Source organism: Solibacillus sp. FSL W7-1436, from assembly GCF_038007305.1.
Classification (GTDB): domain Bacteria; phylum Bacillota; class Bacilli; order Bacillales_A; family Planococcaceae; genus Solibacillus.
This window is the reverse complement of the sequence record NZ_JBBOWV010000001.1, coordinates 2,546,680-2,573,556: the sequence shown is the minus strand read 5'-3', so window position 1 is coordinate 2,573,556 and position 26,877 is coordinate 2,546,680. Positions and strand designations below refer to the sequence as shown.

General features: G+C 32.4%; 24 protein-coding genes. All 24 read right to left on the bottom strand.

Going from position 1 to position 26,877, the window contains the following annotated elements:
- Positions 1-17: 17 nt before the first annotated feature.
- Positions 18-929, bottom strand: coding sequence for an ATP-grasp fold amidoligase family protein (locus tag MKX73_RS12590; protein ID WP_340717732.1), 912 nt, complete (start codon positions 927-929; stop codon positions 18-20).
- A gap of 320 nt (positions 930-1,249) precedes the next feature.
- On the bottom strand, positions 1,250-2,926 hold the full coding sequence (locus MKX73_RS12585; protein ID WP_340718894.1) for a phospho-sugar mutase: 1,677 nt from the start codon (positions 2,924-2,926) through the stop codon (positions 1,250-1,252).
- Positions 2,926-4,218 carry a glucose-6-phosphate isomerase gene (locus MKX73_RS12580; protein WP_340717731.1) on the bottom strand — a complete coding sequence of 431 codons (1,293 nt, stop codon included), beginning with the start codon at positions 4,216-4,218 and terminating at the stop codon, positions 2,926-2,928. The genes MKX73_RS12585 and MKX73_RS12580 overlap by 1 nt, the downstream gene beginning before the upstream one ends.
- Positions 4,219-4,535: 317 nt before the next feature.
- Positions 4,536-5,531: a UDP-glucose 4-epimerase GalE gene (gene galE / locus MKX73_RS12575; protein WP_340717730.1), complete on the bottom strand. Its 996-nt coding sequence runs from the start codon at positions 5,529-5,531 to the stop codon at positions 4,536-4,538.
- Between the two features lie 70 nt (positions 5,532-5,601).
- Positions 5,602-6,612: a dTDP-glucose 4,6-dehydratase gene (rfbB, locus tag MKX73_RS12570; protein ID WP_340717729.1), complete on the bottom strand. Its 1,011-nt coding sequence runs from the start codon at positions 6,610-6,612 to the stop codon at positions 5,602-5,604.
- On the bottom strand, positions 6,613-7,491 hold the full coding sequence (rfbA, locus tag MKX73_RS12565; protein ID WP_340717728.1) for a glucose-1-phosphate thymidylyltransferase RfbA: 879 nt from the start codon (positions 7,489-7,491) through the stop codon (positions 6,613-6,615).
- A 14-nt stretch (positions 7,492-7,505) separates the two neighbouring features.
- Complete coding sequence (locus MKX73_RS12560; protein ID WP_340717727.1) at positions 7,506-8,597, bottom strand: DegT/DnrJ/EryC1/StrS family aminotransferase; 1,092 nt, start codon at positions 8,595-8,597, stop codon at positions 7,506-7,508.
- A gap of 40 nt (positions 8,598-8,637) precedes the next feature.
- Positions 8,638-9,195, bottom strand: a complete 558-nt coding sequence (locus MKX73_RS12555) for a GNAT family N-acetyltransferase (protein WP_340717726.1) — start codon at positions 9,193-9,195, stop codon at positions 8,638-8,640.
- A gap of 4 nt (positions 9,196-9,199) precedes the next feature.
- Positions 9,200-10,153 (bottom strand): hypothetical protein, encoded by a 954-nt coding sequence (locus MKX73_RS12550; RefSeq protein ID WP_340717725.1) that lies wholly within the window; start codon positions 10,151-10,153, stop codon positions 9,200-9,202.
- 8 nt (positions 10,154-10,161) lie between these two features.
- A complete protein-coding gene (locus MKX73_RS12545; RefSeq protein ID WP_340717724.1) occupies positions 10,162-11,358 on the bottom strand; it encodes an ATP-grasp domain-containing protein in 1,197 nt (398 codons plus the stop codon).
- 17 nt (positions 11,359-11,375) lie between these two features.
- The gene (locus MKX73_RS12540) at positions 11,376-12,824 is read right to left on the bottom strand and encodes a lipopolysaccharide biosynthesis protein (RefSeq protein WP_340717723.1); all 1,449 of its coding nucleotides are present in this window, start codon (positions 12,822-12,824) and stop codon (positions 11,376-11,378) included.
- A complete protein-coding gene (locus MKX73_RS12535; RefSeq protein ID WP_340717722.1) occupies positions 12,825-13,784 on the bottom strand; it encodes a glycosyltransferase in 960 nt (319 codons plus the stop codon). It abuts the gene before it with no gap.
- A 154-nt stretch (positions 13,785-13,938) separates the two neighbouring features.
- Complete coding sequence (locus MKX73_RS12530) at positions 13,939-14,919, bottom strand: glycosyltransferase family 2 protein (protein WP_340717721.1); 981 nt, start codon at positions 14,917-14,919, stop codon at positions 13,939-13,941.
- A 1-nt stretch (position 14,920) separates the two neighbouring features.
- A complete protein-coding gene (locus MKX73_RS12525) occupies positions 14,921-15,880 on the bottom strand; it encodes a glycosyltransferase family 2 protein (RefSeq protein WP_340717720.1) in 960 nt (319 codons plus the stop codon).
- Positions 15,881-15,899: 19 nt separating this feature from the next.
- A complete protein-coding gene (locus MKX73_RS12520; protein ID WP_340717719.1) occupies positions 15,900-16,952 on the bottom strand; it encodes an EpsG family protein in 1,053 nt (350 codons plus the stop codon).
- Between the two features lie 3 nt (positions 16,953-16,955).
- Positions 16,956-18,011 carry a hypothetical protein gene (locus tag MKX73_RS12515; RefSeq protein ID WP_340717718.1) on the bottom strand — a complete coding sequence of 352 codons (1,056 nt, stop codon included), beginning with the start codon at positions 18,009-18,011 and terminating at the stop codon, positions 16,956-16,958.
- A gap of 14 nt (positions 18,012-18,025) precedes the next feature.
- A complete protein-coding gene (gene wecB / locus MKX73_RS12510; protein WP_340717717.1) occupies positions 18,026-19,150 on the bottom strand; it encodes a non-hydrolyzing UDP-N-acetylglucosamine 2-epimerase in 1,125 nt (374 codons plus the stop codon).
- Between the two features lie 2 nt (positions 19,151-19,152).
- Positions 19,153-20,262, bottom strand: a complete 1,110-nt coding sequence (locus MKX73_RS12505) for a capsular polysaccharide biosynthesis protein CapF (RefSeq protein ID WP_340717716.1) — start codon at positions 20,260-20,262, stop codon at positions 19,153-19,155.
- Positions 20,259-21,281: a polysaccharide biosynthesis protein gene (locus MKX73_RS12500; RefSeq protein ID WP_340717715.1), complete on the bottom strand. Its 1,023-nt coding sequence runs from the start codon at positions 21,279-21,281 to the stop codon at positions 20,259-20,261. Before MKX73_RS12500 ends, MKX73_RS12505 begins: the two co-directional genes overlap by 4 nt.
- A gap of 16 nt (positions 21,282-21,297) precedes the next feature.
- On the bottom strand, positions 21,298-22,500 hold the full coding sequence (locus tag MKX73_RS12495; protein ID WP_340717714.1) for a glycosyltransferase family 4 protein: 1,203 nt from the start codon (positions 22,498-22,500) through the stop codon (positions 21,298-21,300).
- A 16-nt stretch (positions 22,501-22,516) separates the two neighbouring features.
- Complete coding sequence (locus MKX73_RS12490) at positions 22,517-23,164, bottom strand: NeuD/PglB/VioB family sugar acetyltransferase (RefSeq protein ID WP_340717713.1); 648 nt, start codon at positions 23,162-23,164, stop codon at positions 22,517-22,519.
- A gap of 9 nt (positions 23,165-23,173) precedes the next feature.
- Positions 23,174-23,812, bottom strand: a complete 639-nt coding sequence (locus tag MKX73_RS12485) for a sugar transferase (protein WP_340717712.1) — start codon at positions 23,810-23,812, stop codon at positions 23,174-23,176.
- Entirely contained in the window at positions 23,812-24,927 is a 1,116-nt protein-coding gene (locus MKX73_RS12480) for a DegT/DnrJ/EryC1/StrS family aminotransferase (protein WP_340717711.1), read from the bottom strand. Before MKX73_RS12480 ends, MKX73_RS12485 begins: the two co-directional genes overlap by 1 nt.
- A gap of 93 nt (positions 24,928-25,020) precedes the next feature.
- On the bottom strand, positions 25,021-26,865 hold the full coding sequence (locus MKX73_RS12475; RefSeq protein WP_340717710.1) for a polysaccharide biosynthesis protein: 1,845 nt from the start codon (positions 26,863-26,865) through the stop codon (positions 25,021-25,023).
- Between the last annotated feature and the right edge of the window lie 12 nt (positions 26,866-26,877).

Sequence of the window (26,877 nt, the reverse complement as noted above, 5' to 3'; positions counted from 1 at the left end):
CTAAACAGTAAAAGTGATTAATATTTGGAACGGGCTACAGTAACTGGATGCCTTGATTTTTCTATATCCAAATCAAGCCATTGTCCAAGCTTCAAACTATCATCGTCTTGAATTTGGTTATTTAAACAAGCGTCCGGAGTGAATGTAAAGTTGTTAAAGTAAACTTTCTCATCTACTACCTTTAAATCGATTCGTACATACATAAACGGCTTGCTCAGCTTCTTCGCAATGGCGAGCAGTTCTTCAAGCAGCGTTGGCTTTAATTTTCCTTCATCAAACGGGTACTTTTTCTTTATATAATTCGTATTAAACCAATCCGGTGTCATCATGAGCGTTTGCTCTTTCGGTGTATAACGGTGGAAAGTAGATTCGATAATCTTCGGCACCCCATGGAAACAATGAATGTTGTAGTCTTGTATCTCATTGCCAGTAGGTGATTCAATAAAACGTTCGATAATAATTCTAGGAAGAATTGACGCATAGTGAGGCTCAGCATATCTAAGCGAATAATCCGTTGCCACCATTTCCGCTAATTGCTGTCTTGTTTCCCGGTAATCCATTTCCCGTTTATTCTCGCAAACAATTGTCATGCCATCGCCATGCGAGCATTTCAGCACAAATTTTCTCGGCAGTTGCTCGAAAATAATATCCTCAACCTCATCAAAAATACCGATTAGTGGCGGCAGTAAATAGTTATAGCCGACTGTGATCATATATTCACGTGCCTTCACTTTGTCTGTAAATCTTCTTTTGAACTCAACATCTTCAAATAGTTTGAGCCACATTAATTTTTCATTAAAGGTTTTTGGATTTTCCAGGTTTAAACGGGTTTTGAACCTGTTCCAGTATAATAATTTACTTGCGGCAATCGGGGATAACTTTGCGACTTGTGTGAATGCATAGCGTTTTGCCTGTGCAGGAATTTGCATAGATGAATCACAGCTCCTTCTATTATTTTTTCACGTAATTAATTGATTGTGATTAAGGTAATTAATGAAGTTTTAGCTGTGAATAATAGAGTGGCATTGGCTGTATTTAAAGGTGAAATATGTTTGATAAAGTTGTATCAGATAGGCTGACTGACGTTTTTTTGATTCTCAACTATTTTGGTACAGTAAATAGATTCTATAAATATCTTTCTAATAGTATAGTCTCGAAACTTTAAATATATACCTAGGATTCAAGTTTTTCTTCTATTAAAATGCAAAAAGGCATTTAGAATATTTCATTCTAAAAGCCTTTTTATCTTCTATATAAAACTCAATTTCAATTGTTCCAATCGTTCTGAAGCTTGACTCTCACTTTCCCCCGTCACACCAAAATAGTATTTACATTTCGGTTCAGTTCCGGATGGGCGGATAGCGATCCACGATTCGTCTTCCAGTATAAATTTCAGTACATTTTCGTTTGGTAAATCGATCGGTAGCTTGTCACCTGTAATTGCAGTTGCCGTCGCTGTTAAATAATCTTCGTATAGAACAACTTTATTGCCTGCAATTTCAGCTGGCGGGTTTTGGCGAACCGTATCTAACAGCATGGCCATTTCCTCCTGACCCGATTTACCTTCAAAAACCTTAGATATGAGTGCTTCTTTGTAATAGCCAAACAGTTTGTACACATCTTCTAAGGCATCAAGCAATGTCTTACCTTGTGACTCATAGAAGCTTGCCATTTCCGCTACTTTTAACGCCACTTGCACCGCGTCTTTATCACGTACGAATGGTTCGATTAAATAGCCGTAGCTTTCTTCATAGCCGAATAAATATTTATACGCACCTGACTGTTCATATTCTGCGATTTTTTCGGCAATGTATTTAAAACCAGTTAACGTATTAACTGTCTCCACACCGTAATGAGCAGCAATCTTCGCACCTAATTCAGATGTGACAATCGTTTTAATCATAACTCCGTTTTCAGGTAGTGTTCCGTTACTTTGCTTTGTTTGTAAAATATAGTTTAACAGTAACGCCCCTAGCTGATTACCAGTCAGAAGTTCATACGATTGGCCGTCTTTAACTGCAACGCCAAGACGGTCTGCATCCGGATCAGTTGCGAGCAGTAAGTCTGCACCTACTTGATGACCTAACTCCATTGCCATTTCAAATGCCGCTGCCTCTTCCGGATTCGGATAAGGAACTGTCGGAAACGCTCCATCTTGAATAGCTTGTTCTTCAACGACATGTACTTCATCAAAACCAAATGCTTTTAACCCTTCACATACAGGCACTAATCCCGCCCCGTGAAGTGCTGTGTAAACAAGTTTCATATTGCTTTTCACAGGCTGTTCTTTTAATTGAAGCAGACTCAATTGATATGCCTGATCAATCTTTTCTAAAATATATTGACCATACTGTTCAAACTCCGCTGTTTCAATCGCAAAAATATCTTCAATTTTATCCATATAAGAAACTATCGCATCTGCTCCTACAGGTACAAGCTGTGCTCCGTCTGCACCGTACACTTTAAAACCGTTATACTGTTTCGGATTATGGCTTGCCGTAATGACAACACCCGCATAGGCGTATAAATAACGAACGGCAAAAGATAGTTCAGGTGTCGGACGTGATTCACTGAACACATAGCTATGCACACCGTAAGCACCTAAAACTTTTGCGGTTTCAACTGCGAATTCCTTAGAGAAATGACGTGTATCATAAGCGATGACAACCCCTCTTGTCTTCGCTTCTTCGCCGCCCTCACATACATACTGGGCAAGTCCTGCTGCTGCACGGCGTACTGTAAAAATGTTCATGCGATTCGTACCAACACCGAGTACCCCACGCATACCGCCCGTACCGAATTTCACATTTTGATAGAAATGATCTTCTACTAATCGTTCATCCGTACGAATTTCATCTAACTCTTGTTTTAAGTATTCTGGTAGCTGGGCTGCTGCCCATTGTTCAAACTGAGTTTTAACTGTAATCACTTCGACACCTTCTCTTGCTTTAAAAGTTCCATTATCTTTTTCTTATATGCTTCTACACCCGGCTGGTCAAATGGATTGACCTCCAGTAACAGCGCACTCATCGCACATGCTTTCATAAAGAAGAATATTAAATAACCTAAATGATATTCATCTAATCTATCAAGTTCCAACTGAATGACAGGCACCCCGCCTTCCGAGTGGGCCAACGCTGTCCCTTGTTTGGAAACTGCATTGATTTCGTTAAATGTACGACCGGCTAAATAGTTCAGTCCATCTTCATCACGTGCATCAAACGGCACTTTAAAATCGACAGCCAATTCTTTAAAGTGAAGCAATGTCTCGAATAAAATCGGACTGCCTTCTTGAATAAATTGACCAATCGAATGCAAGTCAGTAGAAAAATTGGCCGATGTCGGGAATAACCCTTTCGCCTCTTTTCCTTCGCTTTCGCCAAAAAGCTGCATCCACCATTCATGGAAACGTTTTAGGGCAGGTTCAAACGAAGCAAGCAGTTCTACTTTATACCCTTGTGTATGCAATGCATGACGTAATACGGCATAACGATACGCCTCATTGTCTTCCAAATGAGATGCTGAAAATTCCGTTGCGGCAGATTTGGCACCGCTCATTAATGCGTCAATATCAATACCAGCTACAGCAAGCGGCAATAATCCTACAGGTGTTAATACCGAGTAACGACCACCGACATTAGAAGGGATTTCAAATTGACGATAGCCGGAATTATGGCCAATCTCACGCAGTATACCAGTCTCGGCATCCGTAGTAACGATAATACGATTCTTTGCCTCTACACCGTACTTGTCTTCCATGTATTGACGGAAAACACGGAAGGCTAATGCAGGCTCCATCGTTCCACCTGATTTTGAAATCACATTGACATAGACACGCTTATCTTTTATATAGTCGATTAATCCTTGAACATAAGCACCACTTATATTTTGACCGACATATACGACTTCAATGCCGGATTTTCGTTCTATAAAATGGGGAGTTAATGCATTCTGTACTGCCCGCGCACCGAGATATGATCCGCCAATTCCCACAACTATAAGGATGTCCGCCTTTAATTTAATTTCTGTCGCAACTTCATGAATCTGCGCAAATAGTGCATTCTGGCCTTCAAGTGGTGAATGCATCCAGCCGGTAGTATTATGATCCGCACGATGTAAGTAATCATGGAGTACTTCTACTTTTTGTGTATAGTGCTGCCAGTCAATGTTTGTTAAATCATAGTTTAAAATATGTGTTTTTAATAACTGTAGCTGCAAAAAAATCCTCCATCCTTTAAAATTAATATTTGCATTTATAACGATAATTCTCAATATACTAATTTATTATATGTTAAAAAGCGCCCACATACTAGGAATGGGCGCTAAAAACAAGAGTAACTTTTTTTCTTTAAATATTATGCAATGAAACTAGTTAATTATATTCGACTTTAGGCTCTATAGAACCGGTGCTTTTCCACAAAAATCTGCAATGGTATAGAATAAAAATCATTAGCAATTTCATTTTCAACTAGAATGCAACACGAATTGGTAAAATATAAGTAAATTTTTGTTTAGTAATAAATTTTAAATCAGCATTAATCTTTTAGATTCTTCTCAAATCTCCAAGCATCACGACACATTGAAATAAGATCACGTTTGGCTTTCCAACCTAATTCTTGCTCAGCTTTTGAAGCATTAGCATAACACAAAGCAATATCTCCCGGTCTACGCTCCACGATTTCATAAGGTATAACATGATTGTTTGCTTGTTCAAATGCTTTTAGAAGTTCTAATACGCTAGTACCTTTACCTGTACCCAAATTGTATATATTAACTCCTTTAAACAAACCTTCAATTGCAGCAACATGCCCATCAGCTAAATCCAACACATGAATATAGTCTCGAACACCTGTACCATCAACTGTCGGATAATCCTTACCAAATATACGTAGAAGTTTCAGTTTTCCTTTGGCTACTTTTGTTATATATGGCATCAAATTATTGGGCATACCATCGGGTGCTTCACCAATTATACCACTTTCATGCGCACCCACTGGATTGAAATAACGTAAAAGTGTTACAGCAAAATCTGAATTTGCTTTAGAAATATCTAGTAACATACGTTCACTCATAGCCTTTGTTTCACCATAAGGATTCGTAGTAGGCAATAATTCCATAGACTCAACGAACGGCACCTGATTATCCCCATACACAGTAGCAGAGGAGCTAAATACAAAACGCCCCACATGGTACTTTAAACAAGCTTCAGCCAATACCAATGTTCCGACTAAGTTGTTCTTGTAATAAATTAAAGGGTTTTCAACTGATTCTCCTACCGCTTTTAAACCAGCAAAATGAATAACCCCATCCAATTCATGTCGTTGGAACACACGACTCACAGCCAAAGGATCTGTTACATCCATCTCATAAAAGGTTATTTCTTTCCCTGAAAGATGTTGAATCTTATTAATCACTTCATAATTACTATTACTTAGGTTGTCCAATACTATTACTGAATGTCCCGCCTCTAGAAGAGCGACGCAAGTATGAGATCCAATGTATCCAGCTCCGCCAGTTACTAGAATGTTCATGAATTTAACCCCTCTATCTTACATTTCATTTAAAGTATACGTTAATGCATTCATTGCAGATAATTTCTTTTTATAATTTGTATTGCTTTTTAAAATACGCACGGTATTCTCCATTAAGAATGTTTTGCCACCATTCTTTATTATCCAAATACCACTGAATTGTCTGCTCAATACCTGTTTCAAAAGAATACCTCGGTTGCCAACCTAATTCTTCTAATTTAGTAGGGTCAATCGCATAGCGTTTATCATGACCTAAACGATCTTCAACGTATTCAATTAAATTTTCATTCTTATTTAACGCTCGAATAATCGTTTGTATTACTGCCAAGTTCGTCTTTTCGTTATGTCCTCCAACGTTATATACTTCGCCATTGATACCTTTATGTAATACTAAATCAATCGCAGTACAATGATCATATACATGTAGCCAGTCTCGTATATTTTTTCCATCTCCATACACAGGCACCTTTTGGTCATTCAATACACGAGAAATTGTCAATGGAATCAACTTTTCTGGAAAATGATAAGGACCATAGTTATTTGAACAACGTGTAATGTTAACGGGTAATCCAAATGTCTCATGGTAAGCTCGTACAAAGAAGTCAGATGATGCTTTACTTGCACTATATGGACTGTTTGGAGCTAATGGTGTTTTTTCAGTAAAAAATGTCGATGGATCATAATCCAACTCTCCGTATACCTCATCAGTTGACACATGAACAAACTTTTTCACATTAATCGATTTAGCAGCATCTAATAATACTTGTGTTCCCACTACATTAGTACGCACAAAAATATCTGGTTCTTTAATCGAACGGTCTACATGACTTTCAGCAGCAAAGTGGACAACATAGTCAAATTTTTCATTTTTAAATAAAGAAAAAATCTTCTCCCGATCTACAATATCCGCATGCACAAAAGAATAGTTTTCTCTATTTTCTATTTCTTTATGCTTAGTTAAATCACCAGCATACGTTAATAAATCTAAATTTACAATGTGGTAATTTGGATATTTATTAACCATATATTGTACATAGTTTCCACCAATAAATCCAGCGCCTCCAGTTACTAATACTTTCATTTATCTCACCCCAACCTCTTGCGCAATATCGACTAAATATTTTCCATAGTCAGTTTTCAATAAAGGCTCAGCCAACTTTAATAAATGGTCTTTTGTTATATATTCTCTTCGGAAAGCAATTTCTTCTATACAGGCAATATAAAGACCTTGTCTCTTTTGCACAGCCTCGACAAAATTCGAAGCTTCTAATAAGGATTCATGTGTCCCTGTATCTAACCATGCAAGACCGCGACCTGTAAGTTTGACCCTCAATTCACCTTTTTGTAAATAATAGTCAATCACAGATGTAATCTCCAGCTCTCCACGTTCTGAAGGTTTGATATTTTTAGCTATGTTCACAACTCGATTATCAAAGAAATATAACCCTGGCACTGCATATGACGATTTCGGATGTTTTGGTTTTTCTTCAATCGACAACGCATTCATATTTTCGTCCACTTCTACTACACCATATGCACGGGGATCGTTCACATAACAACCAAAAATTACTGCTCCTGTTTCAAGTTTTGCAGCCTGTTGCAATCGATTACCAAAGTTTGACCCATAAAAGATATTATCTCCTAATACAAGTGCTACAGATGAATCACCAATAAACGCCTCACCTAAAATAAACGCCTCAGCTAAACCATTTGGATTTTCCTGGATCATATATTCCAAATATATCCCTAAATGAGAACCATCGCCCAATAATTCCTTGAATACCTCGATATCCCTGGGTGTTGAGATAATTAGTATTTCACGTATCCCTGCAAGCATTAATATAGAAAGCGGATAATAAATCATCGGCTTGTCATAAATCGGTAAAATCTGCTTTGATACAGACTTTGTTAAAGGATAAAGTCTAGTACCTGATCCACCTGCTAAAATAATTCCTTTCATTGATACACCTACTCTCATGATTTAATAATCGTACATATACGATTTACATCTTCTAAATTTAAATCTGCATATAAAGGTAATGTCAACACACGATTACCAATATAAGCTGCTACAGGAGTACTACCTAAGTCAAACTTACCTTCATAGCACGCGAATTCATTGGTTAACGGATAAAAGTACTTACGTGCGAAAATATCATGTTCCGCTAAACGTTTAATTATTTCGTCCCGTGAATACTTATAACCATTAAACATTACCGGGAAATACGCATAATTAGACTGCAAACCTTCTTGCTCTGGGGAAAGTTGAATACCCTCAATCCCACTCAACTCTTTCTTATATTGTTCTACAACATGTTTTCTCTTTGCAATTTCTTCATCAACATGACGTAAATTACATAATCCCATTGCTGCTTGAAACTCATTCATTTTTGCGTTCCCCGCTACATAAGAAACATCTTCCGGTCCTGTAATCCCAAAATTTTTAAAAGATTGAAATAAATTTACGTATAGTTCATTATTAAATGTTAGTGCACCACCTTCAATCGTATTAAAGACTTTAGTAGCATGAAAACTAAACATCGACACATCACCAAAACTCCCTACGTCTTTTCCATTCAACTTAGTCCCAAATGCATGTGCTGCATCATAGATCACTTTTAAATTATACTTCTGAGCAAGACTTTCTATTTCCTTCACGTTACACATATGTCCATAGACATGAACAGGCACTATTGCACTTGTCTTATCGGTAATTAATGATTCAATTAACGAAACGTCTATTGTATAATCAATGGGGTTCACATCACAAAAAACAGGCTTCAATCCCCTTCTAACAATAGCATGAGTTGTCGAAGCAAATGTAAACGGCGTCGTAATAACTTCTCCATCTAACTCAAGTGCTTCTAATGCAACTTCAAGGGCTAAATGCCCGTTAGAGAATAAAGATACAAAAGGAACTTGTAAATACGAGCATAATTGCTTTTCCAATTCATTATGCTTCATACCCATATTAGTCAACCAGCGACTATCCCATAACTCTTTAATCTCATGTACATATTCATCAAAATGAGGCATTGAAGAACGGGTTACTTGAATCACACTCATTAATGTCCCCCCCTATATCCATAATTAATAAAATATTTTTTTACTGATTTTTTGATAAAAAATTGTCTAATTCGATATCAAAGTCCCTTCTAAGGACAGACATCACAACCTGGTTTTTGAAAGTGCCATTTTTATACACAGACTCCCTTAGTAAGCCTTCTTTCTTATACCCACATTTTTCACACATTCTCTGTGAACCAATATTATCTTCCAATATATGTGCATAAATTCTATTAAATCCTCTTTCATAAAATGCAAAATATAATAATAAAATTCTCGCTTCTGTTGCTAAGCCAGCTGACCAATATTTCTTTTCACCTATCATTGATGGCGCATGAGCTGACCTATTAATCCAGTTAATATCTGTAATGTACGCATTTCCGATATACTCATCCGTATCTTTTAAACAAATCGCTAATGTTATATTAGATGTATTAAAAATCGCATCTTCTACCCATTTTTTTTCATAGGCATTAGATACAAAATGTTTTGGTCCCCCAACCATTCCCCAAATTTCATCATCATTGCGCCAAATTATAGACTTTTTATAATCTTCTGGTTCTAATGCTCTCAAGTACACTCTAAAATTCTCAAACATTAAATCACTCCCCTTTCATCTTAATTGCTCTAATAAGATACTCCATTTCTTTCGTACCATATCGGTGATCACATGGCAAAGGCATGATATTTGTTGCATATTGATATTCAATACTGTTATGATCAGCCTTTCTTAGTACATTAGGCCATAAAGTTGGTATATATATTTTTTTATTCGCTAAATATTTTTTTATTTCCATACCGTTCTCTATGTATAATGGATACATAAAGGGACCATTTGGCTTAGAAAGTTTTAAACAATTGAGTTCACTTAAACCTTGTGACAGTACACCATAGTTTTCATTTCGGATTCTCTCAGCTTGTTCATAATCAATTGCCCCTAATAAGTTTTTAGTTAATTTAGACATTTTCAATAATGATAACCCTTCAAAAGAATCATCATTTTCTTTAAAATCATTATAATATGTAGAAGCCTTTCCTTCATAACGACCTAATAGATGACGCATTCTTTCACTTGAACGATCAATCGTTAATGATTCTGATATAGTTTGATTTGTGTATAAATAAGCTCCATCCGGAACACCAAAATATTTTCTAATTGAATATAATGTATCTGTTTCAGCAACAGGTAATTGAAAGAATGCTTGAGTATTATCAATTACAATAGAGGAATATTTATCTTTGTATTCTTTTATCTGTTTATTACTAATTTGACCAAAATAATTAACTATATATAATAATTCTTGGTCTTTTAATTCAAACGAAATAATAGGTTTAAAATTCGTATCAATATGATAATATTCATACGTAATACCATATCTCTTTAACATATTCGATACAGAATCGCACAAATAATAAGGTATATATATTTTTTGAATTTGTTTAGCTTTTATTAGATATAACAGGGCATTTCGACCTGTATTCAATTCAATGGCTTCTTTATGATATGGATTTTCTGTAAATTTTTCTAATTGTAAATACCCACCAATTTCTCTCATTTTATCACCTATTCTAAAATGACATTTATCCATTTATATGGATTTTCCATAAATTCTAACTGTTCTTTTTGAGAATCAAATTTCAAAAATATAATTCCCAGAGCTTTATTTGCTCCATCAAAAATTCCAATTTCATCTCCATCATGCACATACCTAACTTCTTTAAAAATTTTCTTAATAACCTTATCGTCATAAACTAAACTCTTTAAAATTCCTTTTTTATTAGTATGGATAACGTATGTCGATAGGTAGCATTCATGATTATTAGGTAATTCAAAATTAAATGTATTCCCTAAAGCTGTTTCTATGGTAGCTGCAATCATGTTGATTCCAGTTGAATATTTTAATAACTCTGGAATCATATTCCCTCCATTACGGGGGCCTATTTCTATAAAATATAAAAAATCATTCTTGTCAATCATTATTTCCATATTGAATGCACCAAATTTAATATTTAGTAATTTAAAAAGACGTTGAATTTCTTCCTCAATCAATTTAAGTCTCTTTAAATTTAAAACTATAGGATAGCTAGTCCCAATAGGAACAAAAGGATTATTTTTTTTATTACGATGACTATTTAATAATCCTAAAAACTCCACTTTTCCATTAGTTACAAAGCAATCTCCTGCAATCATATAGGGATGGTCTTTTTCAATAAATTCTTCTAGAATAATTTTTTTTATTCTAGAATTATTTATTGCTAAATTAAAAGCTTTTTCAAACTCAGATTTATTTTGTATTTTTGAAACTCCCTTACTTCCAGAAGAATCAATAGGTTTCACCATTAAGGGAAATTTAAATTGGTCCAATTTCCCCAAAGCATCTTCAAAGGAATAAAAACTTTCCGACTTTGGTGAATTAAATCTATTGTCCCTTAAGTATTTTCGAAATTTATCTTTGAAAGCTAACACTTCCACGGATAAATAAGGATTTGTAGGGAGTTTTAATTTTTCTGCTACATAAGCAGCAACTGGTGCCGCTGGATCAGAAGCATATGCGACAATTCCATCAATTTTTTCCTTTATAGCAATTTCTAAAATAGCTTCCTTATCAGTCGTACTTATACAATAATACTTTTTAGCAAAATGTTGTCCTGGGTTATTTGGAAGATAATCACACACAATTGTATAATAATTCTGTCCATTAGCATACTCTATAGCTGGAATTTGCTGTATTGAACCACCTAACAATAATATCTTTTTCAAAAGAACACCCCCATTTATCATATTTTCTTTAATCTAGATTTAATAATTCCTAGTAAATAGCTGTAACTCTCTAATTTAAATAACTTTGCCAAAATAATGTATACAAATACGCCTATAATAATTTGTAATCCAAGTATAATATTTTCGGGCAAATCCAGCCATTTCAATGAGTAGATAATACTCCCCATAAACATTGCAACCGTAAAAGAGGGTAATATATCTTTCAATTGTTCTATATAACCATAATTTAACTGTTTAGTGTTTGGTGAAGCGTTAATAAAACTACTGATTACTGCCCCGATTAACATACCCCAAGCCATCGCATAAATACCAAATTGAATACTAATAACTAATATAATTACGCCTATAGACTTCTTAATAATTTCAAGCTTTAAGAATAAATCGCTTCGACCAATCGCATTTAATGCTTGAAGGTTTACAGTATGAATAGGGTATAACATGTAAGAAAAAGAAAAAATTTGAATAAAAGGTACCGCAAGTAACCACTTCTCGGTTAGTAGTAATCTTACTAACGGTTCTGCAATTACAGCTAACCCAACCATCATGGGAAAAATAAAAAATGAACTAGTCACAATTGCCCTACGCATCATTTCTTTCACACGTTTTCTATCATCTTGAAAAGCTGAAAATGCTGGCAACATTACAGATTGAATCGATCCATTAATATTACTAATTATCAATTGTGGAAATTGCTCTCCACGGTTATAAATACCCAATGATGCAGAGCTAAAAATTTTACCTATTATAAGATTTCTTGAATTTATATACATTACGTCAATTAAAGAAGCTATAAGTAACTTCCACCCAAAACTATATAATTTTTTCAATCTAGTCATTGAAAAATGTAACTTAGGTCTCCATTTTACAGTAACGAATAATATGAACATAACCATCAATTGATTCATAATTTGTTGTCCAACTAATGCCCAGACACCATAACCAGCTATAGCCATGCTAATCCCCACTATTGCCGACATTATAACTGCACCTAAACTACTTATAAATAATTTTTTAAATTGTAAATTACGGGAAATCATTACATTTTGCATAGAAACAAAAATATTAATAAATAAAGTAATTCCTAATACTCTTAATACAGAATCTAATATAGGTTCATTAAAAAAAATTGCAATCTTCGGAGCACTAACAAATAAGATACCATAGAGAATAACCGAAATCAGTACATTAAAGTAAAATACCGAAGAATAATCTATTTCATCTACTTCCTTTTTTTGTATCAATGCCGTATTAAACCCACTTTGAACTAAAACATTAGCAACCGCAATGAAGACTACAACCAACACGATTATTCCAAATTCTTCGGGCAGTAAAAGACGGGCCAATATAATTTGCACAACAAACTGGATTCCCTGAGTTCCGCCACGTTCAAGTAATTTCCAAATTAATGATGAAATGATTCTGGTTCTATTTATTTCATAGCTCAACTAAGTCAACTTCCTTTGAATTAGTTTTAAAATCTTGAATATAACTGGAAAATACTGATTTATATAAATGCTAATTTTATTTTTAACACTCAAATTTTCATAAAACTCTTTCATTTCTCCAAGCTTTATTTCCTTAAATAACCTTTGTTCGATTAATATTCCAAAATGATTTAAGTTTTTTGTATAACGAATTGCCTCACTATACTTATAGTTGGTATAACAATTGATTTCTTCTAGCATTTCGTTAATTTTATCAAAATGCTTTATTTTTTTAACTTTATTAGAAGCTTCTCTTGCTGTCCATGAATTATTATCCCCAGTGCGGTAAGCTGCCATTATGTCGGTTATATAGTATACTTTTCCTTGCAGAGCTAAATTAATTGTTAGTGGATAATCTCCTACTGGACTATTTAGTAAAAAATTTGGCCTTTGTTTATCAAGTTCGCTACGATAGAACATAGAATTTGTTAAAAATAACCCGCCACCACCTTTAATAATTTCTTCAACAGTGAAAAAACGATTGTTACTAGCTGCATTATTTTGATATAAGACTTTCTTCTCATTATAAGATACAACATTTCCACCATGGACGCATAAGCTACATTCTAAATGCTCTTCCATGAATTCAAATTGTTTTTGTAATTTATATGGATCAATCCAATAATCATCTCCCTCACAAACAGCAATATATTTACCTCTCACTTTATCTCGAACAAAAGAAGATACTTTAATTCCCATGGAATATTGATTCACCTTTTGATAGATTGGTTTTATAATATCTGGATATTTCATTTCATACTCTTTAATAATTTCTGCGGTGCGATCTGTTGAAGCATCATCATGAATAATTATTTCATATTTAAAACTTACTTTTTGCATCAAAAAACTTTCAATAGCATCAGCTATATACTTTTCATGGTTATATGTTAAACATCTGATTGTTACCATTATCTCGTTCAATTTAATACCTCATTCTCTAAATATAGTAATTGAATTTCAGTTCAATCAGTAAAGATACTCCTTTATTTGACATTATATCTCTTATAAATTAAATGATTGAATGTTTGAGAATTCAACTTGTAAATTCAATACTAATACACTAAAAAGTTTTGATTTATAATTTCATTGTAATTTTTAGTTTTCTAACACCTTTTAACATTAACTCCGACATATTTGGATTATTGAAATATAATTCACAAAAAAATTTATATAATAGTTTTTCATCACTTCTTCTTATTTTTCTTTTTAACCTTTGCATCTCTTTTTTAAAGAACCAAGTATAATCTAATTTTTCTCTTTTATTTGATTTATTATAGATTTCTCTGTATATCCAAAAAGACATACGATAAGTATAGCTACTTGCATTTTTTAAACCTATTTCTTCCATAAAAATAGCTCTATTAAATACGGCTTCAAAAGCATCAATTCTATTTCGAATGTTAAATTCTGATTTTGTAATACTCCCTTCACGTTGGAAGTAGTAATATAGTTCAGAATTAGTAACAACTATTTTATAAGCTGCATAAAATAATTTATACGTTGTATATTCATCTTCATGTATTTTATTTACTGGGAAATTAATATTATCGAATAGGGATTTTCGGTATAATTTCCCACATGCTACCACCATCTGACTATAGTTACTTCCTGTAAGTTGCTCAATCGCTTCCAAATTTGAATATACATTAACCTTTTCATTTTCAATCATTTTATCTTTATGGTAGTTTATAACTTCTATTAAATTACAAACGGAAATATCACCATTGTGATTAATTATTAAGCTATATAAAGTATTTAAATAACTTTCATGTATCCAATCATCACTATCAATAAATGTTACGTACTTACCTGTTGCAACTTCTATCCCACTATTCCTTGCCTCTGATAGACCACCATTTTTTTTATGTAAAACTTTTACTCTCTTATCCTCGTTAGCATATTGATCACAAATTTCACCGCATTTATCTGGTGAACCATCATTAACTAATATAATTTCTATATTTTTATAACTCTGCTTAATAATAGAATCCACACATCTTCTTATATATTTTTCTACCTTAAAAACAGGAATAATTATAGAAATAAGTTCCTCCATATTAAATCTCCTCTTTAAAACGATGATAATAAAACTTAATAATAAATTTAAATTTGTAATAATATAATTTTAAACTCCTTACACCGTTCACAAAACTAAAATTATTTAAATGTTTGAAATGTATCAAGTAATAGTGCTCCATTAAATTAATTTTAAGTAACTCATTGAAGTTCTTGTTAAATCTATAAATTATACTACCTGGAATCCTGTAATTATTAATAGTTAATATAGCTTTTTTTTTTAAGGAAAAATGTATATTTGGGTTTAAAATCACTTTTTCTTTAAGCAAATTTAACCACAACAAATCTAAAGTTATTTTTTCAATAGAATTTTCACTTAAGCTATTAGTAATATTTAAAAAATAATTAGTTAAATATTCATTTACACAAACAGTATTTTTGGAATTCAGCAATATCTCTGAAAAAAATAACATATCTTCCCCAAAATTTAAGTCTTCTTGAAATTTAATATTATGTTTAAAAATGAAAGCTTTTCTAATTAACCAGGAGTTAGTATTAGGTGTACATTTATTTTTCAAATAATCGACTAAAATACTTCCCGTTTTAAAATTAAATCTTGCTTTTGTTTTTCTTGAACTCACATAATTATGACCACAATAACAGACATCACTATCTGATATATTTATTTTTTTAATCATTTTCTCTAAAAAATCAGATTCGTAAGTATCATCAGCATCTAAAAAAGATATGAATTCAGAATTAGAAAGATTTATTGCTCTGTTTCTCGTATAAGAAACCCCTTTATTTGATTGATGATATACCTTAATTCTTGATTCTTTTTTAGCAAAAATGTCACAAATTTCACCGCTATGATCACTTGAACCATCGTTAATTAAAATTAACTCAAAGTCTTTAAAAGATTGATTTAATACACTATTTATACTTTCTTTTAATCTTGCACTTTTATTATATACACCCATTAATACTGAAATTTTAGCCATAAAAACACCACCTTAAATTTTAAAAATTAAATATAGTATCATAAGGCAGATAAGTAACTGCGCCTGTATAAATAATATAAATATAAAACAAAATAAATACTGGATATATAATCAGATTTAAAGTAAACTGTTCATCTTTTTTTATAAGTGACATAAATTTTGGGAGAATTAAAATGAAGAAGATTGTACCATAAAGTGAAAATCTATGACCAATAGTACCGTTTTCTAAGAATACTATATATATAAATAAGCTAAAGTAAAATATCTTCAACATAACTTCCATTGAAAAATCTTTATATACTAATTTATCCCAATATATAAATCCTAAAATTCCCATTAGAAGAAAAACTAATATTGCTTTTGTCCCTTCAATACTATCTGTTTCATTTAAATAAACTGAATATTCCGGGAAATATAGATTAACTATATTTTCTAATATAACTCCCATAAAGGGAGATATAAATACAAGGAATAAAACCCAAGATCTTTTGACTTTTATATATTTAATAAAATAAAATAAAATAGCTATTAGAGCTGTTTGATGAAATAAACTAGCTATATATACAAAAAAAATGTATTTCCAAAATTTATTTTCCATAATATATTTAAATGCATAAAATGTAATAGCGATTGCTGTAAATATTCTGATAACACTGAAAGAGTTTAAATAAAATAATGGAAATGTAACAAATACTATTAAACTCATCCATTTATTATTACTATATTTAACAATCACAAGATAAATGCATATCATTAAAATTAATGAGTTTATAAAAAAATAAATATTTGTTATTCCAATAAATTTAGATAAATCAACCAAAAAAATAGTTAAATATTCATTTCTAGAAATAATATTAGTAACATAATCATTTTTTATTGTATTATAATAAGCCCAATAATCCCAACCGACATCATAACGAAAGGCTGAAAAAATAAAAAGAATTGTACATGCAGCGAAAAAGAAACCATTTTTGTTAAACTTTTTTAAATTTTTTTTTCTATAATCAAAAGATACCTTTTCAAAAAACATTAACACAAATATAGCAAAGACAACTATTAAATAAACCCACATGCCTTATTGCTCCTTAGATTCTGAAAAATTCAAAATAGTATCTTTAAATAGATTATTATCATCCAAAGTTTTTGCTAGGAATATTTTTCTATTTTCATTATATTTTAGAATATCAAAGTTTCGAATATATTCTTCTATTTGTTTATCAATAGTAGTTAAATCATATAAAACCAGCCCTAACTTATAATTATGTATTATTTTACTCAAATAAGTTCCTTTATAAGCTAAGAGGGGTATGCCTTTTTCTACAGCTTGATATAACCTATTTGGTAATGCTGTATTATTATTAATATCTTTAGCAGATCTTAAAACATTAATAAAAGAACTTTCAATGTAGAATGCTTTCTCTTCTTTTTGTTCATATCTACCTGAAAGTATAACGTTATGATAATTATTAGATATTATTAGATCTGATAATTGGTTATTTATTGTACCTTCACCTCTAAAAATTAATTCATATTTTTTGTTATTGCCCAAACTATGAATTATTTTTTCATTTATTTCATAATCTCTTAAAGCACCAATACATAATATTTTTATTGGTTTTATTCCAAAATCCACATTTATATTTGTTGTTATTTCATCCATTTTAATTTTTGAATTATGATTTAATATTAAATTATCTTCTGGCAACCATTCTTTATATCCAGCCGATGAAATAACAATATTTTTAATTCTACTAAATATTTTTCTTGGAATAAAATTAATTAACCGATGATAATCCCTTATATCTAACATATATCTATCCTTATAAAATTTATCAAGAAGTCTGTGAAGAAAGAAAAATATTTGCAACCCAAATACAATAATTTTTTCTGCACCTATTTTTTTGATTTCTTTTTTCACAAATGTACTAAATGAGTAATAGTCTGAAAGGTTTCTCTTATGTCCTAATTTCTTATCTCTATATATAATCTTATTATGCTCATTATTTTCAATTCCAAATCTATCCCATATTATTATACTATATTCAATACTATTTTCTTTTAATATTCTTGTATAGTTATCCAAATAAGGCATATATAGGGTGTTAGAAGGGCCAATCAATAATACTTTCATATAGTCCTCCAAATTTATTTTTTATATGTGTTTCCTGTAATATAATTTGTATAGCTTATAATTATTCTTAATATTTTAGCCCCCACATTTGGCATCGAATAATCTTTAACCAACTTTAAGGTTTTAATTTCTTGTGTTTCTAGTACAGCTAGTCCTTGTAAAATCCGTTCTGAACCTACCCCTACCATCATAACAGAAGACTCTTCCATCGCTTCAGGACGCTCATGAGCTTCACGAATATTTAATGCAGGGAAACCTAAAATAGAAGATTCTTCACTAATCGTTCCACTATCACTTAATACCGCTTTTGATTTAATTTGAAGTTTATTATAATCATTGAATCCTAGTGGTTTTAGCGTATATATTAATGGATTAAATAAAATTTCCTTTTGCTCAATCATTTTTCGTGTACGTGGATGTGTACTCATGACTACTGGATATCCATATTTTTCTGCAATTGTATTAATAGATTCTACTAATTTCATGAAGTTACGCTCTGAATTAATATTTTCTTCACGATGCGCGGATACTAAGAAGTATTTGCCTTCTTCTAAATTTAAACGATCAAGTATATTTGAATTTTCAATATCCTCTTTTCGAGAATTCAATACTTCTAACATAGGACTGCCTGTTTTTATTATACGATCTGCTGGTAATCCCTCACGCAACAAATATTCACGTGCGATGTCACTATATGTTAAATTAATATCCGCAATATGGTCAACAATTTTACGGTTTGTTTCTTCAGGAACACGTTGATCGAAGCAACGGTTGCCTGCTTCCATATGGAAAATTGGAATTTGACGACGCTTTGCAGCAATTGCACATAAACAGCTATTCGTATCTCCAAGCACTAAAAATGCATCTGGTTTAACTTCTTCTAAAATAGGATCAATTTTAATTAAAATATTCCCCACTGTCTCAATTGCTGTACCTGTTGCTGCATTTAAAAAATAATCAGGTTTTTTTAAATTAAAATCATTAAAGAATACTTCATTTAATTCGTAATCATAATTTTGACCTGTATGAACTAAAATATGTTCGATTGCATCTGAATTTTCTAATGTATTAATTACTGCTGATAAACGAATTATTTCTGGACGTGTCCCTACTACTGTCATTACTTTTAACTTTTTCACAATTAAACCTCCAAGTACATCGTATCTGGTTGCTTTGGGTCAAACATTTCATTTACCCACATAACAGTAACCATATCATTGTCGCCTAAATTTTCTATATTATGAGTATATCCTACTGGAATATCTACTACTTCTAACTTTTCTCCACTCACATAATATTCAATGATGTCTGTGGAGTCAATTTTACGGAAGCGAATCACACCTTGCCCACTTACAACTAAAAACTTCTCATTTTTAGTATGGTGCCAGTGATTTCCTTTAATAATGCCTGGCTTAGAAATATTAATTGATACTTGCCCTCGATCAGCAGTACGGATAAATTCGGTAAATGACCCCCGGTTATCTATATTCATTTTTAAAGGGTAACTAAATTCATCTTCTGGTAAATAACTTAAATAAGTACTGTATAGAGCTTTAGTAAACGGATCTGTCATCGTAGGGATTGTACGTTCATCCCGACTACTTTTAAATGAATAAATTAACTCTACAATTTCTCCAAGTTGCTTTGAATATAAATGAGGAATTTCACAAAAATCATTTACCTTATTTGGCTTGCCAGTTATAGTATTTGTAAACTCTTCAATTACATCATCAATATATACTAAGTTTAAAACAACAGAGGGATCATTTACTTTAATTTTTAAACCTCTGCTAATATTGTGACAGAAAGTTGCTACAGCACTATTATAGTTCGGTTTACACCATTTTCCAAAAACATTTGGTAGTCGGTAAACATATACATCAGTACCTGTTTCATTTTTATAATCAAAAACTACCTCTTCACCTGCACGTTTACTTTCTCCATAAGAATTCTCACGCTCTGCTTGAGTAGAAGATGTTATTAATATAGGACAGTTTGAGTTGTATTGCTTTAAAGTATCAACAATTTTAGAAGTAAAATCACGATTTCCTTCCATAAATTCTGATTCATGTATTGGGCGGTTGATACCAGCTAAATGAAAAACAAATTCAGCTTCTTTCAATGCGGTTATTAACTGTTGCTCTGTTGTCTTTCTAGTTACTTCAACAATATTTTCAAAGTTATTTGCTTTTAAATGAGCTACTAAGTTCTTTCCTATAAAACCATTTGCACCTGTAATAACAATACTCATTTTGCTTTCCAAGCCTCCAACTCTTTACGTACATAGTCTAATTCAAGGAGCTTACCTTTTACTTCCTCTACTGATAAACGGTATGTATTATGTGAGTTATATTCTTCTGTAGAAGATAACTTACTATCCCCTTCTTCAAAAAACTTATCATAATTTAAATCCCTTGTATCTGCCGGTACTCTGTAGAATCCAACCATATCTTCTGCCACAACATATTCTTCACGCGTTAATAAAGTTTCGTATAATTTTTCTCCATGACGTGTTCCAATTATGCGAACTTTATTATCAACTTCAAATAGTTCTATTAGAGCCTTTGCTAGATCTCCAATTGTTGAAGCTGGTGATTTTTGAACCATAATATCTCCTGCTTTCGCATTTTGGAAAGCGAAAACTACTAATTCTACCGCTTCTTCCAAACTCATTAGATATCGAGTCATTGTAGGGTCTGTAATTGTCAAAGACTCTCCATTTTTAATTTGCTCGATAAATAATGGAATTACTGAACCTCGAGAAGCCATTACATTCCCATAACGTGTACCACAAATCAAGGTTTTTTCAGGATTCACTGTACGAGATTTTGCCACGAAGACTTTTTCCATCATCGCTTTTGAAATACCCATTGCATTAATTGGATATGCCGCTTTATCAGTAGATAAGCAAATCACCTTTTTTACTCCCGCTTCTATGGATGCATTCACTACATTTTCTGTCCCAATTACATTTGTTTTTACGGCTTCCATAGGGAAAAATTCACATGATGGAACTTGTTTAAGGGCTGCAGCATGGAACACATAATCAACATCAAAGATTGCATTTTTCACACTGTTAATATCCCGAACATCTCCTAAATAAAACTTTAATTTATCATTATTATATTTTTTTCGCATATCATCTTGTTTTTTTTCATCACGTGAGAAGATACGAATTTCTTTGATATCTGTATTTAAAAAACGTTTCATTACAGCATTACCAAATGACCCGGTACCACCTGTAATAAGTAAAATCTTATCTTTAAACATACTTTCCTTCTCTCCTCTAAGTGAAATGTTTCATTATTATTTCATATGAATGTTTTGCAGTATAATTATTTTCTAAGTATAGTCTAGCATTTGAGCCCATTCTATTTCTATCTGTCTCATCTGTAAATTTTAAAAGTTTCTTATTGAAATCCTTTACGTCCTTACTTTCACACCAATAACCAAATTCACCTTGTTCAATTATTTCTCCAATATCTGTATTAATATCTGTTGCAGCCAATACCGGCATGGATGCCTGCATATATGATAATAATCGTGATGGAAAGTTAGGAATAGTAAATCGGTTATCTAAAAATATTAAACCCACATCACAAGAATTAGCCAAAATTTCATACTCTTCTTTAGGTAATTGTTTAAATAATTGAGCATTATTTATATTATTCTTCACGAAGAATTCGTTTAATTTATTATATTCAGTACCCGACCCCGCAATAATAAAATAGACATCTTTATTATTACGATTAGTTTCTAAACATTCTATTAAATAATCTATTCCCTGAGGCTTGCCTAAATTTCCACCATAAATAAATATTGTTTTATCTAATGGTATATTAAATTTTTTGCGAATTTCCTTTTTCTTTTCGTAACTATATTTTATTTCTAAGGGTTCTATAGAATTAGGGCAAACTTCAATTTTCTCTGATTTTAAAAAAGTATTATTTTTAACTATAAATTTTACATTTGCCGGGGACATACAACCTATAAAATCTGAATTGAGATATAATTTCTTTTCTTTATATCTAAAGTATTTATTAATAATACTTGTTTCAGAAAATATTTTTAAATCAACAGCATTTTGAGGGAATATGTCTTTCAATAATAAATAAGATTTTGCATTATCCCGATTTTTAATATATCTAATAACTTTTTCAAATGTAATTGGTGGCGTAGAATAAAGAATCAAATCAAATTTAACATTGCTCATATTCTTTTTAATTGCCTTTAAAAAAAGAGTTTCTATTCGTAAAGTAGATACTCCTTTTTCAATTAGATTAGTTTTTGTGATATTCCCTATTTTAACCTTTAAATAGTGAACATCATCTTCTACAAAATAACTTGTTTCTTTGTTAGTTCTTTTTTCCAGAGGAGTTACAATATAAACTTCATGACCTTGATTCCTAAATTCTCTAAGAAGGTCAGAATAAATACCCTTATCTAAAATGCTATTCAATCTTCCAATTGATAGAAATAATATATTCATAGCTCACCTTGCCTAATTAATTCTTATTTATCTTTCTTATCTTTCTTGCTGGCACACCTGCATAAACACTATCTTGTTCTGCATTCTTCACTAATACTGCTCCAGCGCCAATTATAGTATTATCGCCTATATTTGAAATACCAGTCATAATAGTACTCCCCATCCCTACAAAAACATTATTCCCCAGTTCGATAGATGCACCTATACTCGATAATGTTGATATTAAACAGGCTTTCCCTACTTTTGTATGATGCGCAATTACGACGTTAGGGCTTAGAATTGAATAATCTCCAATGCTAGCTTTGGTCCAGACAGTAACGTTAGCATGAATATAAACACCTTTTCCAATTTCTGTACTTGGACTGATATTAGCACTTGGATGAATTAAAGTAGGGATGTTACCGTTATTTTCCATTATACTTTCCATAATACTTAATCTAGATTTATTATTTCCCACAGCGACTATAAAACTTTTATTTTTGATAGTAGAACTGTCAAGTGATGAAAAACTACCTAAAATTTCCCTACCCATTAAATATTTACCGTGTTTAGCCACATCTTCATCAAAGAAACCTATAACATTTAACTTCATACATACTGCTAGTTCATACATTACTTCTCCATATGTTCCTGCACCAATAATGTAAATATCATTATTATTCATATTAACTCCTTAATAATTCTGTTGCTTGGTACCAGTAAATCTTTCCATTGTAACCTGATCACTACTATTTATATCAGCTCTTTTTAATACTTTTAAAATAGTATTAAAAATTATTTTCATATCATTTATAAAAGTGATTTCTTCAATATATCTCACATCATAATCAAACTTTTGTTCCCATGTAATAGCGTTTCTACCATTTACTTGAGCAAGACCAGATAATCCTGGACGAACATTATGTCTTTTTTTCTGATGTTCGTTATAAAGAGGTAAATAATCAATTAATAATGGACGCGGGCCAATTATAGACATATCACCTTTAATAATGTTGATTAGTCCTGGTAATTCATCTAAAGAAGTGGAACGCAACATTTTACCGAATTTTGTTAATCTAATTTCATTCGGTAATAGTTTCCCTTTGTCATCTCTTGCATCTGACATTGTTCTAAATTTATACATTTTAAAAATTTTTGCATCTTTACCAGGTCTTTCTTGAATAAATAAAACGGGACTTCCCAACTTTATTCTTACTAGTATTGTAATAATTAATAGAATTGGGCTAAGAACAATTAAAGCTATTAATGCAAGAAGAAAATCCATTGGTCTTTTAATAAATCGGCTATAAAATCCACCTTTAGATTTTTGCATTATTTCTCCCAAACCCCTTTTATAATTTCTATAACTCGAGTTAAATCATAATTAGTCATTTTTGAATCTGAGGGCAAACAAATACCAGTATTAAAAAGCTCTTCACAAACACCATCACCAACAAAATCATAACATTCAAATACAGGTTGCATATGCATTGGTTTCCAAACTGGACGTGATTCAATATTTCCCGCTTCTAAAGCTAGCATAATATCTAGCGGCTTCACTTTACCTTTTACTGTCAACGCACTTAACCAATAATTAGGTGCATCCCATTCGTTATTCGGCATAAACTCTATACCTTCAAGACCACTCAATTCACGTTTGTAATATTCATAAATATAATTTTTCTTTGCTACTCGATCATCTAAGATTTTTAACTGCCCACGACCGATACCTGCTACGACATTACTCATACGATAGTTATATCCCACTTCGCTATGTTGATAATGTTTTGCATTATCACGTGATTGCGTTGCCCAGAAACGTGCTTTAGCAACCTTTTCTTCATCATTTGAAACGAGCATACCGCCACCCGAAGTTGTGATAATTTTGTTACCGTTAAATGAATATATGCCATAGTGTCCAAAAGTACCTGTTTGCTGCCCTTTATAATGAGTACCTAACGATTCCGCAGCATCTTCAATAACAATTACATTATGCTTACTGCAAATTTCCATAATACGATCCATGTCTGCTGATAAACCGTATAAATGTACAACTATAACTGCTTTTACTTTTGGATATTTTTTAAAAGCAACTTCTAATGCTTCAGGACACATATTCCAAGTTTGATAATCACTATCAATAAACACAGGTTTCGCTTTTTCATACATAATTGGATTTGCTGTCGCTGAAAATGTTAAAGACTGACAGAATACAATATCTCCTTCTCCAACACCTGCCGCTTTTAATGCTAAATGAATGGCTGCAGTTCCTGAAGTAAGAGCTGCTGCGGCCTTAGAACCCACTTTTGCTGCAAGCTCCTTTTCAAATTCATTGACATTTGTTCCTAATGGTGCAATCCAGTTCGTATCAAATGCTTCTTTTACATATTGTTGTTCATAGCCCTCATCACTCATATGTGGCGATGATAGAAATATTCTACCAGACATTGTCTAACAACTTCCTTCCAATAAAACTCATTTAATTTATAATTTTGTTTTAATTATAATTTTTAAAAAACAATCTTCTTACTAGGATATAATTTATTCTGTTGCTGCAACATCTGCGTGTAAACTAACAATAACATCCCATCGACCATTTGCTACAGCAATAACATTTTCTTTTAACCTTGGATTTTCGTGGTGTTCAAGCTCTTCTAAAAACATTTCCAGCTGTGTTGCAGTCATACAGTTCGCTTTCCCAACATGAATTTTTGGATACACATGCTCTTCTTGTATTTCATCCGGACTAAGCAGTTCTTCATACATTTTCTCACCTGGCCGTATACCTGAATATTCAATTCCAATTTCTTCTTCTTTAAAGCCTGATAATCGAATTAGATTTTTTGCCAAATCTGTAATGTATACCGGTTCACCCATATCAAGTACAAATACTTCTCCACCACGTGCAAGTGCACCAGCCTGTAGAACAAGACGGCTCGCTTCTGGGATTGTCATGAAATAGCGTGTCATTTCCGGATGAGTTACAGTAACCGGTCCACCTGCAGCAATTTGTGACTTAAAACGAGGCACTACTGACCCACGAGATCCTAATACATTTCCGAACCTTACTGCAGCGAATGTCGTCTTACTTTGTGTAGCCAAGTTTTGGACAACCATTTCTGCGATGCGTTTTGTTGAACCCATCACATTCGGTGGATTAACGGCTTTATCTGTTGACACAAGTACAAAGCGGTCGACATTGGCAGCATCTGCTGCATCTGCAACATTTTTAGTACCGAACACATTATTTTTTATTGCTTCTAATGGGTTAGCCTCCATGAGCGGAACATGCTTATGTGCTGCAGCATGATAAATGGCATTCGGTTTGTACGTTTGAATTACTTCAAAAATCCGTTCTCGGTCTTGTACATCTGCGATAACCGGAATAATTTCAATATCCAAATCTTTATATTGTTCCGTAAGCTCCATATGAATTAAATAAATCGAATTCTCACCGTGTCCGAGCAATAACAATTTTTTAGGTTGAAATTTCATAACCTGCCGGCAAATTTCCGAGCCAATCGAACCACCAGCACCGGTTACTAATATGACTTTATCGGTAATGCCTTCAGAAATTGCAAGCATATCAAGCTTAACTTCATCACGTCCGAGTAAGTCTTCGATATTTACTTCCTGCATATCATTTACTGTCACTTTTCCTGTCAGAACATCTTCAATTTTCGGCATAATTTTCACGCTTGCACTCGTTGTTGAACAGCGCTCGAATAATGCTTTCATTTCACTTTTAGGAAGCGATGGAACAGCTAAAATAATTTCCTGGACACCTTTGTTTTTAACGATTTCTTCAATTTCACTAGTTGTACCGAGGACACGGAAATCGACCAGTGTTAAATATTTTTTATTCGGATCATCATCTACATAACCGACAATCTGATATTCGGAATACTCATTGCGGCTAATATTGCGTGCGAGAATGGTGCCAGCCTGTCCGGCACCTACGATTAATACACGGATTGTTTCACCATTAAATTTTATTTTTCTTTTTTCATGTAAAAGCCTTAACAAAAAGCGAGAACCGCCGATCATAATAATATGGAGCAGCCACGTAATTGCGAGAACGCGTACATAAATGTCACCGTTAATGACTTGCTGCATAATCATCGCCATTACAACAGAGATGGTTACTGCACCACCGATAATGATCAGTTCTTTAATCGATGCCACAGCCCATATGCGGCTGTACAGTTTGTAAATGTTTGCGACAATATGATGTGCGATTAGTAGCGTAATCGCACTGATGAATAACGTTTTGTTCTCATATACACTAATTGTCGGGTGCAGCAGCCAATAACTGATATATATCGCAGTCAATACGATGATCGAGTCAAGTACAAAGAATACTGCATATCGTCTTCGATAGTTCATTTTTCCCATAAC